Here is a 14,716-nt window from a genome sequence, read left to right as displayed (position 1 = left end):
CGTCAGAGCTTGCGCGCGGCCTTCAAGAGCCGGGTCAAGGTCGGCTCGAGTTGGCGACGACTCTCGACCGCGAGATCGGCTTCGCGTTGATAGAGCAGCCCGTAGGTGAAGGTGTCCTCGCCGGCGGCGTGCGCGGCTTCGGCCTGCTGGGCCAGGTGCTCGCGGCTGACGACGCTGTCCTGGTGGTCGCCGAGCAACGACTGCAGCTTCTTGGCCCGCTTGGACACCTTCTTCGCGCCGGTGGCGTCAGCGGTGTAGCGAAGACGCTTGGCGCGCTTGCGAATTCGGTGGATCGCCTCGTCACGGTCCGGGCCGGCGTGCGTATGCTCCGCTTTCTTGGCGGCCTTACGGACCTTCTTGCCGACGGTCGCGACGGTCGCCTGCGCCGGCTCCGAGTGCTCAACCGGTGCCCTGGCGACCAACGCATCGAGCAGGTCGAGCAGACGGAAGTAGCGCGGTAACCGCATGGCGGCCAACGCATGTCGTAGGCCGCTGCGGTAGCGCTGATCGGCGCCGTCGACCAGGCGGTGCCGGATCGGGCCGCGGACCAACTCCGGCGGCACCGCATCGAGCGCGTCGCGGTAGCGCTCGGCCAGCACCTCGGCGTCGCGCGCCACCCCCAGGACGGTGCCCAGTTCGCGAAGCTCGCCGATCACCGGCGCACTACCGTCGAGGCCGAAGGACTCTGGCGACGCCTGCAGCAGGCTGCGGATTTTGCGGGCCGTCACGCGCATCTGGTGCACCGCGTCGTCGGCCTCGGCGCGCACCGCGCGGTCCCACTCCAGCAGTTCGCCCGTCTGCTCGGCCAACGCACGGCGCAGCGGATCGGAGGGCAGGGCCGTGGGCGAGGTGTCGAGCACCCGGGCCAGCTTGGAGCCGTGGCCGGCCGGCTTCGCGCCGGCGCCCAGCAAGCGATCACACAGCCGGTCCAGTAGATCGGCGCTCGCGCCGTCGCCGACCAGTTCGAGCTCCCACTCCCGCCAGCGCTGCTGGGCGGTCTCCCCGTCGGGCCCGCGGCCCGCGGTCACCTGGTCGTCGCAGAACTCGGCGAGCACGGCGTCGTCGGCGCCGTGCAACCACGTCACCTGACGGGTTGTGCCGATCCGCGCCACCGGGCCGACCGGTTGGTCGCGCACGATGGCCAGCACCACATCCAGCAACTCGGCCGGGGGCTCGTCGCCGGCCAGCGGCGCCCGCACCTCGGTACGGGCGTCGGGGCCGGCCGGCAGCTTCAGATGCCAGCCCGCGTCGTGGCCACCGGTGCGACGCCGCAGCGTGACGCGATGCGACGCCAGCGCGCGCTCGGCCGTGTCGAAGTACACCGCGTCCAGCGTCTGCGTCTCGGCGCGCGCGACCCGTGCGACGCCGTGGACATCGTCGAACGACGGCGGCCGCGTGGACGCGTCGACGTCGAACTTGCGCTCGACCTCGAGGTAGCGCTGGGCGGCGTCGGCGGACATGGCGGTAAGCGTGCCACGCCTAGACGACGGCTAAACCAATAGCTAGAAGCTGTGCTCGTCGTCGGGGAATGCGCCCGATGCGACCTCATCCGCGTACTGCGTTGCCGCGCGGTGCAATTCGCCGCCGACATCACCGAAGCGCTTGACGAACTTGGCGGTCTTGCCGCTGGTGAGACCGGCCATGTCCTGCCAGACCAGCACCTGGGCGTCGCAGTTGCGGCCCGCGCCGATTCCCACCGTGGGAATGGTCAGCTTGCCGGTGATCTGGGTGGCCAGCTCGGCGGGCACCATCTCCATGACCACGGCGAACGCGCCGGCCTCGGCGACGGCGATCGCGTCGTGGATGGTCTGCTCGGCGGCGTCGCCGCGGCCCTGCACCCGGAAACCGCCGAGGGTGTTGACGCTCTGCGGGGTGAACCCGATGTGGGCCATCACCGGAATGCCGGCCGCGGACAGGGCGGCGATCTGCGGGGCAACCCGCTCGCCACCTTCCAGCTTCACCGCGTGCGCGCCCGCTTCCTTCATGAAGCGGATCGCCACCTCGAGTGCGGCAGCGGGGCCGGCCTCGTAGCTGCCGAACGGTAGGTCGGCGACCACCAGGGCGTGCGGGGCGCCGCGCACCACGCCGCGCACCAGGGGGATGAGTTCGTCGACCGAGACCGGCACGGTGGTGTCGTAGCCGTATACGACGTTGGCGGCGGAGTCGCCGACCAGCAGCACCGGGATGCCGGCGTCGTCGAAGACGCGGGCGGAGGAGTAGTCGTAGGCCGTGAGCATCGCCCACTTGTGGCCTTCGGCCTTCATTTTCTGCAGGTGGTGAATGCGGGTCTTGGCCCGTGGTGCATCGTTCTGCGACGAGGAGTGGGCACCATAAACAGTCTGTTCAGACATCATTGTCCCTAGTGGTGGTCGGTTCGATCCTCGAGGCCCATCCGGGTCCCCGGGTTCGTCTGACCTGACCAGTGTGCCACCTGCGGCCCTCCGCGTGGACCACCGGCCCAGTGGACTTCCTCACACCGGTCCCCATCGGCCGATTCGGGTACCGCCCCTCGGTGCCGGACATACCATCGGCCCATGCAGCGCCTCAGCGGACTCGACGCCAGCTTCCTGTATCTCGAAACCCCCGCCCAGCCGTTGCATGTCTGCTCGATCCTCGAGCTCGACACGTCGACGATGCCCGGTGGCTACACCTTTGACCGGCTCCGTGACGAATTGGCATTGCGTATCAAGGCAATGCCGGAATTCCGCGAGAAGCTGGCCGACAGCACCTTCAACCTGGATCACCCGGTGTGGGTGGAGGACAACGACTTTGACGTGAGCCGGCATCTGCACCGGATCGGCCTGCCGCCGCCGGGCGGCCGGATCGAGCTCGCCGAGATCGCCGGCCACATCGCCTCGTTGCCGTTGGACCGGACGCGGCCGCTGTGGGAGATGTGGGTCATCGAGGGCGTCGCGGGCACCGACGCCCAGCAGGGCGGCCGGCTGGCGGTCATGACGAAGGTGCACCACGCCGCGGTGGACGGCGTGACGGGCGCCAACCTGATGTCGCAGCTGTGCAGCACCGAGGCCGACGCGCCCGCCCCGGATCCGGTCGACGGCGTCGGTGGCGGCAACGAACTCGAGATCGCGCTGACGGGTGCGGTGAAGTTCGCGGCCCGGCCGCTGCGGTTCGCCAATGCGCTGACCGACACCGCGTCGACCGTGGTCAAGACGGTGCTGCGGGCCCGCAGCGGCCAGACCATGGCACCCCCGTTCGCGGCGCCGCGGACCGCGTTCAACGACACCATCACCTCGCACCGCAACATTGCCTACGCGCAGTTGGACCTCGAGGACATCAAGAAGGTCAAGGACTACTTCGACGTCAAGGTCAACGACGTGGTGATGGCGCTGGTGTCCGGCGTGCTGCGCCAGTTCCTGATCGACCGCGGCGAACTGCCCGAATCGTCGCTGGTGGCCATGGTCCCGGTCTCGGTGCACGGGAAGTCGGATCGGCCCGGGCGCAACCAGGTTTCGGGCATGTTCTCCAGCCTGCAGACCCACATCGCCGACCCGGTCGAGCGCATCAGGGCCATCGCTGACGCGAATTCGGTTGCCAAGCAACATAGTTCGGCGATCAAGGCCACGTTGTTGCAGGACTGGTCGCAGTTCGCCGCGCCCGCGGTGTTCGGGATGGCGATGCGGGCGTACGCGCGCACCAGCCTCACCAAGCGCATCCCGGTGCACAACCTGGTGATCTCCAACGTGCCCGGGCCGCAGGTGCCGCTGTACTTCCTCGGCAGCGAGGTCAAGGCCATGTATCCGCTGGGTCCGATCTTCCAGGGCTCGGGGCTCAATATCACCGTAATGTCGCTGACCGGCAAACTCGACGTCGGCATCATCGCCTGCCCCGAACTGCTGCCGGACCTGTGGGAGCTGGCCGACGACTTCGCGGTCGGAATGGAAGAACTGCTGCTCGCGACACGTTAGACGCCCCATCGCCCCGGGCACTTCGTCGGCTCATGGCAGCATGTGTGCCATGGGGACCCCTCGCCGCGGCAAGTTCGCGCGCACGATGCTGCTCTGGACCGTGCTTGCGGTGACGACCGTGACGCTGGCCAGCTGCACTCAGGTGGTCAAGGGCCGCGCGGTGATGTACGGGCCCAAGGTCGGCCAGCCGATCGAGTGGGGACCGTGCCGGGTCGCCGGTGGCAATGGTGCGCCCGCGAAGCTGCCCAGCGGCGTGCAGTGCGGCAAGCTCGCTGTGCCCGTCGACTACCGGCACCGCACCGGGGACGCGACGACGCTGGGGCTGGTCCGCTTCCCGGCGACGCGGGACAAGATCGGTTCGCTGGTGATCAACCCCGGCGGGCCGGGGGAGTCGGGCATCGAAGCCGCGGTGGGGCTGGTGGCCTCGTTGCCGCCGCAGATCCGGGAACGCTTCGACCTGGTCGGGTTCGACCCACGCGGGGTGGCGACGTCGCGGCCGGCGGTCTGGTGCAACTCCGACGCCGACAACGACCGGTTACGCAAGGAGACCGGCGTCGACTACAGCCCGGCCGGTGTCGCGCACATCGAGCAGGAAACCAAGGAGTACATCGACCGCTGCATCGCCAAGATGGGCAAGAAGTTCCTCGCCAACGTCGGAACCGACAACGTCGCGCGCGATTTGGATGCCATCCGGGAGGCGTTGGGCGACAGCAAGCTGACGTTCCTCGGCTACTCCTACGGCACCCGGATCGGCTCCGCGTACGCAGAGGCCTTCCCGAAGAACGTCCGCGCGATGATCCTGGACGGCGCGATCGACCCCAACGCCGATCCCGTCGAGGCGGATCTGCGGCAGGCCAAGGGTTTTCAGGACGCCTTCAACGACTACGCCAAGGACTGCGCCAAGTCGCCGACCTGCCCATTGGGCACCGATCCGGCGAAAGCCGTTGACGTGTACCACAATCTGGTGTTTCCGATGATCGACAAGAACAACCCGATGCGTGGCATCCCACTGAAGACCAAGGACGGCCGCGGGCTCAATTACAGCGACGCGATCATCGGCACCATCATGGCGCTCTATTCGCCGACGTTCTGGCATCACCTGACGACCGCGCTGACCGAGCTGTCCCGCCACCGCGGCGACGTCATGCTCGAGCTGGCCGACCTCTACATGCGGCGCGACAAGCACGGGCATTACAGCAACTCCACCGACGCCCGCGTCGCGGTCAACTGCGTCGACCAGCCACCGGTCAAGGACCGGGCCAAGGTCATCGACGAGGACCGCCGCTCGCGGGAGGTCGCGCCGTTCATGAACTACGGCACCTTCACCGGTCACGCCCCGCTCGGCACCTGCGCGTTTTGGCCGGTGCCGCCGACCAGCAAGCCGCACACCATCTCGGTGCCCGGCCTGACGCCGACGTTGGTCGTGTCGACCACGCACGACCCGGCAACGCCGTATCAAGCCGGCGTCGACCTGTCCAAGCAGCTCAACGGCGGACTGCTCACCTTCGACGGCACCCAGCACACGGTCGTCTTCCAGGGCAACAGCTGCATCGACGACTACGCGACGGCCTACCTCGTCAGCGGCACCGTGCCGTCCAAAGGGGCCAAGTGCTAACGGCACTGCGCCGATAACGAGACCAAGGTGTGACCAATACCGATCACGGCCCGTGGCCGACGCATGCCACGATTGACCCCCATGTGGCGCATGAGACCGATGAGCCCTGCGCTGTTTTCCCTCATGCTCACGACGGCGGTGGCCGCGATGCCGCCGGCCGGCGCGACGCCCGGGTTTGACACCGTTGCGCCGCAGCTGAATTGGGGGAGTTGCAGCCAGGTCATCAAAACCCCCGCAGACGTTCCCAGCGCGCAGTGCGGCGTTGTCGACGTCCCGGTCGACTACGCGAATCCCGCTGGCGCGCAAGTGCACATCGCGGTGATCCGGGTACCCGCGACCGGCCCGCGGTTGGGCGCGCTGCTGGTCAACCCCGGCGGCCCGGGCGCCTCGGCGGTCGACATGGTCGCCGCAATGGGCGGTCAGCTGACAGGCTCGGAAGTCAGCCGGCGCTTCGACCTGGTCGGCTTCGACCCCCGCGGCGTGGGCCACTCCACCCCGGGCGTGCACTGCCAGACCGACGCGGAATTCGACGCGTACCGCCGCGAGCCGATGGTCGACTACAGCCCCGCGGGTGTCGCGCACATCGAGCAGATCTACAAGCAGATCGCGCAGCGCTGCGTTGCCCGCAACGGCTCGGCGTTCCTCGAGAATGTCGGAACCGCTTCTGCCGCACGCGATATGGATGCGGTGCGCCAGGCGCTCGGTGACGACCAGATCAACTACCTGGGCTACAGCTACGGCACCGAACTCGGGACCGCCTATGTCGAGCGGTTCGGCGACCACGTCCGGGCGATGGTCCTCGACGGGGCGATCGACCCGAGCGTCGGCCCCATCGACGAGCTGATCCACCAGCAGGCCGGCTTTCAGACGGCATTCAACGACTACGCCGCCGACTGCGCCCGGTCGACCGACTGCCCCTTGGGCACCGACCCGAATCAGTTTGTCGCGCGCTATCACCAGCTGATCGACCCGCTGGTGACCCGGCCCGCACCGACGTCGGAGAACCGTCCCCTCGGCTACTCCGACGCCCTGACCGGAACCATCAACGCGCTGTACACGCCGCAGTTCTGGAAGTTCCTCACCAGCGGACTGCTGGGTCTGCGGCGCGGCTCCGATCCCGGCGACCTGCTGACGCTGGCCGACGAGTACTACGGCCGCGACGCGCACGGGCACTACAACAGCTCGCAGGACGCGTTCAACGCGATCCGCTGCGTCGACGCCCCCGAACCGACCGACCCGGCGGCCTGGGCCGACGTGGACCGCCAGATCCGGCAGGTCGCGCCGTTCTCGTCCTACGGCCACTTCACCGGTCACGCGCCGCGCGACCTGTGCGCGCTGTGGCCGGTCCCGCCCACGTCGTCACCACAGCCTGCCGCACCCGTGGCGCCGAACAAGACCGTCGTCGTCTCCACGACGCACGACCCCGCCACGCCGTATCAGGCCGGCGTCGATCTGGCCCGTCAACTCGGGGCCAACCTGATCACCTTCGAAGGCACCCAGCACACGGTGACCTTCACCGGAAACGACTGCGTCGACGGCGCCGTGACCCGCTATTTGGTGGACGGCATCGCGCCGGGAAACTTACGGTGTTAGGCCGCGCCGGTAACACAGATTTAACGCTGCATGCATACTGTTCCAGGTATGGATCGACAAAAGGAATTCGTGCTCCGCACGCTGGAAGAACGGGACATCCGATTCGTCCGGCTGTGGTTTACCGATGTGCTCGGTTTCCTCAAGTCTGTCGCGATCGCGCCCGCCGAGCTTGAGGGCGCCTTCGAAGAAGGCATCGGGTTCGACGGGTCGTCGATCGAGGGCTTCGCCCGCGTCTCGGAATCCGACACCGTCGCGCATCCGGACCCGTCGACCTTCCAGGTGTTGCCCTGGACCACCCGCAGCGGCCACCACCACTCGGCGCGGATGTTCTGCGACATCAAGATGCCCGACGGCTCGCCGTCGTGGGCCGACCCCCGCCACGTGCTGCGTCGTCAGCTAGGCAAGGCCAACGACCTCGGTTTCTCCTGCTACATCCACCCCGAGATCGAGTTCTTCCTGTTGGAAGCCGGCCCGGAGGACGGGTCCGAACCCGTCCCGGCTGACAACGCCGGCTATTTCGACCAGGCCGTGCACAGCGCGGGCAACTTCCGCCGGCACGCGATCGACGCGCTGGAATCCATGGGCATCTCGGTGGAATTCAGCCATCACGAAGGTGCTCCCGGCCAGCAGGAGATCGACCTGCGCTTCGCCGACGCGCTGTCGATGGCGGACAACGTGATGACGTTCCGCTACCTGATCAAAGAGGTCGCGCTGACCGAGCGGTCACGAGCGACCTTCATGCCCAAGCCTTTTGGCCAATACCCCGGCTCCGCGATGCACACCCACATGAGTCTGTTCGAGGGTGAGGTCAACGCCTTCCACAGCCCGGACGACCCGCTGCAACTGTCCGACGTCGCCAAGTCGTTCATCGCCGGCATCCTCGAACACGCCAGCGAGATCAGCGCCGTCACCAACCAGTGGGTGAACTCCTACAAACGGCTGGTGCTCGGCGGGGAGGCGCCGACCGCGGCGTCGTGGGGCGCGGCCAACCGCTCTGCGCTGGTGCGCATCCCGATGTACAGCCCGCACAAGACGTCGTCGCGCCGCATCGAGGTGCGCAGCCCCGACTCGGCCTGCAACCCGTATCTGGCGTTCGCCGTGCTGCTGGCCGCCGGGCTGCGCGGCGTCGAGAAGGGCTACGTGCTGGGCCCGCAGGCCGAGGACAACGTCTGGGACCTCACGCCGACCGAACGACGCGCGATGGGTTACCGCGAACTGCCGTCCAGCCTCGACGAGGCGCTGCGCGCGATGGAGGGCTCCGAACTCGTCGCAGAAGCGCTGGGGGAGCACGTGTTCGACTTCTTCCTGCGCAACAAGCGCACGGAGTGGGCGAACTACCGCCGCCACGTCACGCCGTACGAGTTGAAGACCTACATCTCGCTGTAGCCGATGCCGGTAATTAGGACCCAGCCAGATCGAAAGCCATCTGCGCTACCGTCGAAGACGTGAACCAGCCAGTGACAGATCGGCCCAAGGTCCCCAGCCTCGGCCGGCTCGGGTTGGTCGACGACCGGGCGAGCGCGAATGTGGCGCAGCTGGGTTGGAACACCGAAGAACACATCGACGTCCTGTGGTCGTTGTCGCGCGCGCCCGACGCTGACGCCGCGCTGTGTGCGACGGTCCGGCTCGCCGAGGCGCTCGGCGACGGCTGGGCTGAACTGAACGACGCGCTGGCCGCGGACCGTTGCCTGCGCGGCCGGCTGTTCGGCGTTCTCGGGTCGTCGCTGGCGCTGGGCGACCATCTGGTCGCGCACCCGTCTTCGTGGCACTTGTTGCAGGGCAACGTGAAGCTGCCGTCACCCGAGCGACTGCGGGCCGCCTTCGCCGAATGCGTCGCCGAACCGCCCAGCGCCACGGGCTCGGTGGTGTGGCGGCTGCGCGCGCTGTACCGCGACCGGCTGCTGGTGTTGGCGGCGCTGGATCTGGCGCCGACGGTCGAGAACGAGCCGGTGCTGTCGTTTCGCGAGGTGGGCGCCCATCTGGCCGACCTCGCCGACGCCGCGCTGGGTGCCGCGCTGTCGGTCGCGGAGACCACCGTCTGCGGTGACGACACCCCGCCCCGGCTGGCAATCATCGCGATGGGCAAATGCGGTGCGCGCGAACTGAATTACGTCAGCGACGTCGACGTCATCTTCGTCGCCGAGCCCGCCGACCCGACGTCCGCGCGGATCGCCGGCGAATTGATGCGGCTGGCGTCGGACGCCTTCTTCCAGGTGGACGCCGGGCTGCGGCCGGAGGGTCGACACGGCGAGCTGGTCCGCACCCTGGACTCGCACGTGGCTTACTACCAGCAGTGGGCCAAGACGTGGGAGTTCCAGGCGTTGCTGAAGGCCCGGCCCGCCGCCGGCGACGCGGAACTCGGCAAGCAATACATCGACACCTTGATGCCGATGGTCTGGAACGCCTGCGAGCGTGAGGATTTCGTGCCCGAGGTGCAGGCGATGCGCCGCCGGGTCGAGCAGCTGGTCCCCGCCGACGTCCGCGACCGCGAGCTCAAGCTCGGCCGCGGCGGGCTGCGCGACGTCGAGTTCGCGGTGCAACTGCTGCAGCTCGTCCACGGCCGCAACGACGATTCGCTGCACGTCGCTTCGACGGTCGACGCGCTGGCCGCGCTGGGCGCCGGGGGCTACGTCGGCCGTGACGACACCGCGAACCTGACCGCGTCCTACGAGTTCCTCCGGCTGCTCGAACACCGGCTACAGCTGCAGCGGCTCAAGCGCACCCACATGCTGCCGGCGCCGGAGGATGACGAGGCGCTGCGCTGGCTGGCCCGCGCCGCCCACGTCCGTCCCGACGGCAGTCATGATCGGCTGGGCGTGCTGCGCGACGAGCTGAAGCGCCACCACATGCGGGTGTCGAAGTTGCACGCGAAGCTGTTCTACCAGCCGCTGCTGGAATCGCTTGCGCCAGAAGGCCTGGAGTTCTCCCAGGGCATGACGCCGGCGGCCGCGGAGCGTCAGCTGGCCGCGCTGGGCTACGAGGCCCCGCACAGCGCCCTGACCCATCTGGCCGCCCTGATCAACCAGAGTGGTCGCCGCGGCCGGGTGCAGTCGGTGCTGCTGCCCCGCCTGCTGGACTGGCTGTCCGACAGCCCCGATCCCGACGGCGGGCTGCTGGCCTATCGCCGGATCAGCGAGGTGATGGTCTCGCAGCGCTGGTATCTGTCCACGCTGCGTGACAAGCCGGCGGTGGCCAAGCGTTTGATGCACGTGCTGGGCACCTCGGCTTACGTGCCGGAGTTGCTGATGCGTGCGCCGGAAGTCGTGCAGAACTACAGCGACGGGCCATCGGGTCCCAAGCTGCTCGAGGTCGAGCCGGGCGCGGTGGCCGGTGCGCTGGTGGCATCGGCGAGCCGACAGACCGACCCGGTGCGCGCGATCGCGATCGCACGTTCGCTGCGCCGTCGTGAGTTGGCCCGCGTCGCGTCGGCGGACCTGCTGGGCATGCTCGACGTCACCGACGTCTGCGCGCTGCTGACCGAGGTGTGGGTCGCGGTGCTGCAGGCCGCGCTGGACGCGGTCACGCGCGCCAACCTGCCGGACAGCGGCGTCGCCCCGGCCGCGATCGCGGTGATCGGGATGGGCCGACTCGGCGGTCGCGAACTCGGCTACGGGTCGGACGCCGACGTGCTCTTCGTCTGCGAGCCGGCCGACGGCGTGCAGGATTCCGACGCGGTGAAGTGGTCGGTAACGGTGGCCGAGCAGATCCGCGCGCTGCTGGGCACCCCCAGCGCCGACCCGCCGTTGGAGGTCGACGCCAACCTGCGGCCCGAGGGCCGCAGCGGGCCGCTGGTCCGCACCCTTGCTTCCTACGAGGCCTACTACGGGCAGTGGGCGCAGTCGTGGGAGATCCAGGCGTTGCTGCGGGCCGACGCGGTCGCCGGTGACGCGGATCTGGGGCAACGGTTCCTGCACATGGCCGACAAGATCCGCTACCCGTCCGGCGGAGTGTCGGCGGAAGCGGTGCTCGAGATCCGGCGGATGAAGGCCCGCGTCGACTCCGAGCGGCTGCCCCGCGGAGCCGACCCGAAGACCCACACCAAGCTGGGGCGCGGGGGACTGGCCGACATCGAATGGACCGTGCAGCTGCTGCAGTTGCGCTTCGCGAGCGAGATCGAGGCGCTGCACAACACCTCGACGCTGGAGAGCCTCGACGCCGCCGCGGAGGCGGGCCTGATCGCAGGCGAGGACGCCGACCTGCTGCGTGAGGCATGGCTGACCGCCACCCGGGCTCGCAACGCGCTGGTGCTGGTTCGCGGCAAGCCCACCGATCAGCTGCCCGGACCCGGCAAGCTGCTCAACACGGTCGCGGTCGCCGCCGGCTGGGCCAAGAACGGCGACGGCGGCGAATTCCTGGACAACTACCTGCGCGTGACCCGCCGCGCAAAAGCCGTGGTGCACAAGATCTTCGACGAGTGACACGGCCCCGGTCGCGCGCCTTCCCATGCCTCGGTGTTAGGAAAGACGTAACGGTCGGTTGCCGATGTCGGCCCGCCACAAGCGCCAGGAGGCGGGCTTGGACGCGAATATCCCCTACGAGGTGATGAGCGCCGACGAACACGATCGGCTCGCGGCGATCTACGGTCCGCTCACCGCGGAGGTACGGGATCTGATCGACGCGGCGCTGCGGACCGAAGCCGAACCCGAGCGCATCGACGCGGCGCGTGCGGCGATCCGGGCCGCGACCGAGGCCCTGCGCACCCGGCAGCGCGATGAGGTCCGAGTGGTCCGGCACGCCGTCGGGGGACGACCGGTGGTGTGGGGCAACGCGGTGATCGGGTTGCGCAACGCGATCGCACCCCCGCTGGTCATCCAGCACGACGACGACGGCTCGTGCTGGAGCGAATTCACGCTCAACACCGCCTACGAGGGCCCACCCGGCTGGGTGCACGGCGGCGTGTGCGCGCTGGTACTCGACCATGTGCTCGGCGAGGCGGCCAGTTCCGGGCTGACCAAGCCGCTGTTCACCGGCACGCTGACGCTGCGCTTCGTCCGCGGCACCCCGCTGGGCGCTCTGCGGGCCTGGGCGGCCGTCGAGCGCACCGAGGGCGTCAAATCCTTTGTCTCCGGCCATCTTTCCGACGCCGACGGGGTCACGGTCGAAGCGGAGGGCATCTTCATCACCCCGTCGTGGGCGCGGGCCGCCGAATGAAGTTCTACGTCAGCAGCGCGTTTCTGGACACCAAAGAGATCGTCGAGGTCGCCAAGGTAGCCGACGAACTCGGCTACGACGGCATGGCGATCCCGGACCACATCGTGAATCTGGAAACGCTCAACACCCCATACCCGTACACCAAGGACGGCCAGCGGCGCTGGCAACCGTTCACCGAATGGCCCGACCCGTGGGTGCTGGTCGGGTCGCTCGCACAGGTCACGACGCGGCTGCGATTCGTCACCACGGTCTACATCCCTGCGATGCGCAACGCCTATGCGGCCGCCAAAGCCATTGGCACGGCGGCATATCTGGCCGACGGCCGAGTCGAGTTGGGCATCGGTGTGGGCTGGTGCGAGGAAGAGTTCGACCTGATGGAGCAGCCCTTCGCCAAGCGGGGCAAGCGCACCGACGAGATGCTCGACCTGATGCGGAGGCTGTGGTCACCGGGCTGGACGGAATTCGACGGCGAGTTCTATCAGACGCCCAAGCTGGAGATGCAACCGACGCCGCCGCGAATCCCGATCTATGTCGGCGGGCTCAGCGAGATCGCGTTGCGCCGCGCGGCCCGCTACGACGGCTGGATCGGCGACCTGATCAACACCGAGCAGGCGCTCACCGCGGCCGCCCGGATTCGCGAGCTGCGGGCCGAAAAGAGCTTGGGCATGGACGATTTCACCATCCTGACCCCGCTCACCGATGCGTTCACCGCCGAGCACTACCAGCGGGCCGAGGACGCCGGCATCACCGGGATCCTGACCATGCCGTGGATGTTCTACTCGGGGCCGGACGCCACGCTGGCGCAGAAGGTGGACGGCATGAAGCGGTTCCGCAAGGACCTCGGCCTCGACGGCTGAACACCGGCCTGCATGATGAAGGCTATGTCGGACATCAGGCCATACCGCATCGACGTTCCCGCCGCCGTTCTCGAGGACCTGCAGCAGCGTCTGGCGCGCAGCCGCTGGCCGGAGGCCGAGACCGTCGACGACTGGTCCCAGGGCATCCCGCTGAGCTACACCCGCGAGCTGGCCTCGTACTGGGCCGACGGGTACGACTGGCGTTCGCGCGAGGCTGCGCTGAACACTTTCGACCAGTACGTCACCGAAATCGACGGTCTGGACCTCCATTTCATCCATCAACGCTCGCCGCACGAGTGCGCGCTGCCGTTGGTGCTGACGCACGGCTGGCCTGGCTCGGTGGTCGAGTTTCACAAAGTGATCGAGCCGCTGGTCAACCCGCCGTCCGGCCGCGCTGAGGACGCGTTCCATGTGATCTGTCCGTCGCTGCCCGGTTACGGTTTCTCGGGCAAGCCGACCGATACCGGGTGGGGCGTGGAGAAGATCGCCGAGGCGTGGGAGACGCTGGTCGGCCGCATCGGCTACGACCGGTACGGCGCCCAGGGCGGCGACTGGGGTGCGGCGGTGACGACGCAGATCGGCCGCAACGGCGGGCGCTGCGTGGGCATCCACCTGAACATGCCGATCGCGAAGCCGGTGAAAGACGCCGAGTTCAGCGAGGAAGACCAGCAGGCGTTGGCCGCGTACGTCGAGCACCGCAAGTGGGGCACCGGCTACTCCAAGCAGCAGTCCACCCGACCGCAGACGCTGGGCTACGGGCTGGTCGACTCGCCGGTGGGACAGATGGCGTGGGTCGTCGAGAAGTTCTGGGCGTGGGCGGACTGCGACGGGCATCCCGAAAAGGTGCTCACCAAGGACGAATTGCTCGACAACGTGATGATGTACTGGGTCACCGGAAGCGGCGCGTCGTCGGCCCGGCTGTACTGGGAGAGTTTCAACCGGTTCGTCAGCGACGGCCGTGTCGACTTGCCTACGGGCGTCGCGTCATTCCCGAAGGAGATCCTGCGCACCCCGCGAGCCTGGTGCGAGGCGGCCTACAACATCACGCGCTGGACGACGATGCCGCGCGGCGGGCACTTCGCCGCGTTCGAGCAACCCGATCTGTTCGTCGACGACGTCCGCGCGTTCTTCGCGACGCTGCGTTAAGTCCTAGCCCCGCAAGCGGCTTCGCCGTCGGCCCTCGAGTCCGTAGGGCCCGCCACCGGAAAACACCAGCAGCAGGAACGCGAAGCAGAACATCACCGACTCTTCGCCGTGGTTGTTGATGGGAAAAAAGCCCATCGGGAAGTGCGCGGTGAAGTAGGCGAACGCCATCTCCCCGGAGGCCAGGAACGCGGCGGGACGGGTGAACAGACCCAGGGTGATCAGCGCGCCGGTGACGAGTTCGATCCAGGCCGCGTAGAAGGCCGGCCACTCCCACATTGATGCGACGTGTCCCGCCGCCGGCCAACCGATCACCCCGGACAGGCCGTGGCAGAGGAACAGCAGCCCGAAGATGACCCGGAACACCGACAACACGATCGGCAGGTACCCGTTGAGCCGGGCCTCGAGGTTGTGCGCCATGCGCAGACGAT

At 68.4% G+C, this 14,716-nt stretch carries 11 protein-coding genes; 8 read left to right on the top strand and 3 right to left on the bottom strand.

What is annotated here, in order from left to right:
• Nucleotides 1-2: 2 nt before the first annotated feature.
• Together PT015_RS07330 and panB are read right to left on the bottom strand one after the other, a co-directional pair.
• Nucleotides 3-1,460, bottom strand: a complete 1,458-nt coding sequence (locus tag PT015_RS07330; RefSeq protein ID WP_285189944.1) for a CYTH and CHAD domain-containing protein — start codon at nucleotides 1,458-1,460, stop codon at nucleotides 3-5.
• Nucleotides 1,461-1,502: 42 nt separating this feature from the next.
• Nucleotides 1,503-2,351 carry a 3-methyl-2-oxobutanoate hydroxymethyltransferase gene (gene panB / locus PT015_RS07325; RefSeq protein ID WP_285189927.1) on the bottom strand — a complete coding sequence of 283 codons (849 nt, stop codon included), beginning with the start codon at nucleotides 2,349-2,351 and terminating at the stop codon, nucleotides 1,503-1,505.
• A 183-nt stretch (nucleotides 2,352-2,534) separates the two neighbouring features.
• Here panB and PT015_RS07320 point away from each other — a divergent pair, with 183 nt between their 5' ends.
• The 8 genes from PT015_RS07320 (at nucleotide 2,535) to PT015_RS07285 (ending at nucleotide 14,288) form a co-directional block, all read left to right on the top strand.
• Nucleotides 2,535-3,926 (top strand): WS/DGAT/MGAT family O-acyltransferase, encoded by a 1,392-nt coding sequence (locus tag PT015_RS07320; protein WP_285189924.1) that lies wholly within the window; start codon nucleotides 2,535-2,537, stop codon nucleotides 3,924-3,926.
• Nucleotides 3,927-3,975: 49 nt separating this feature from the next.
• Complete coding sequence (locus PT015_RS07315) at nucleotides 3,976-5,541, top strand: alpha/beta hydrolase (RefSeq protein ID WP_285189922.1); 1,566 nt, start codon at nucleotides 3,976-3,978, stop codon at nucleotides 5,539-5,541.
• 81 nt (nucleotides 5,542-5,622) lie between these two features.
• Complete coding sequence (locus tag PT015_RS07310) at nucleotides 5,623-7,134, top strand: alpha/beta hydrolase (RefSeq protein WP_285189920.1); 1,512 nt, start codon at nucleotides 5,623-5,625, stop codon at nucleotides 7,132-7,134.
• A 48-nt stretch (nucleotides 7,135-7,182) separates the two neighbouring features.
• Nucleotides 7,183-8,520 carry a type I glutamate--ammonia ligase gene (glnA, locus tag PT015_RS07305; RefSeq protein WP_285189916.1) on the top strand — a complete coding sequence of 446 codons (1,338 nt, stop codon included), beginning with the start codon at nucleotides 7,183-7,185 and terminating at the stop codon, nucleotides 8,518-8,520.
• Between the two features lie 59 nt (nucleotides 8,521-8,579).
• Nucleotides 8,580-11,552, top strand: a complete 2,973-nt coding sequence (locus tag PT015_RS07300) for a bifunctional [glutamine synthetase] adenylyltransferase/[glutamine synthetase]-adenylyl-L-tyrosine phosphorylase (protein WP_285189914.1) — start codon at nucleotides 8,580-8,582, stop codon at nucleotides 11,550-11,552.
• A gap of 64 nt (nucleotides 11,553-11,616) precedes the next feature.
• Complete coding sequence (locus tag PT015_RS07295) at nucleotides 11,617-12,285, top strand: PaaI family thioesterase (RefSeq protein ID WP_285189912.1); 669 nt, start codon at nucleotides 11,617-11,619, stop codon at nucleotides 12,283-12,285.
• On the top strand, nucleotides 12,282-13,142 hold the full coding sequence (locus PT015_RS07290) for a TIGR03619 family F420-dependent LLM class oxidoreductase (protein ID WP_285189910.1): 861 nt from the start codon (nucleotides 12,282-12,284) through the stop codon (nucleotides 13,140-13,142). The genes PT015_RS07295 and PT015_RS07290 overlap by 4 nt, the downstream gene beginning before the upstream one ends.
• A gap of 33 nt (nucleotides 13,143-13,175) precedes the next feature.
• Complete coding sequence (locus PT015_RS07285; RefSeq protein ID WP_390888006.1) at nucleotides 13,176-14,288, top strand: epoxide hydrolase family protein; 1,113 nt, start codon at nucleotides 13,176-13,178, stop codon at nucleotides 14,286-14,288.
• A 3-nt stretch (nucleotides 14,289-14,291) separates the two neighbouring features.
• On the opposite strand, the gene PT015_RS07280 is transcribed toward PT015_RS07285, so the two are convergent.
• Nucleotides 14,292-14,705 carry a DoxX family protein gene (locus PT015_RS07280; RefSeq protein WP_285189907.1) on the bottom strand — a complete coding sequence of 138 codons (414 nt, stop codon included), beginning with the start codon at nucleotides 14,703-14,705 and terminating at the stop codon, nucleotides 14,292-14,294.
• Between the last annotated feature and the right edge of the window lie 11 nt (nucleotides 14,706-14,716).

Origin of the sequence: Candidatus Mycobacterium wuenschmannii (assembly GCF_030252325.1) — a bacterium.
In the GTDB taxonomy this organism is placed as follows: Bacteria; Actinomycetota; Actinomycetes; order Mycobacteriales; family Mycobacteriaceae; genus Mycobacterium; species Mycobacterium wuenschmannii.
This window is presented reverse-complemented; position numbering and strand designations above follow the sequence as displayed.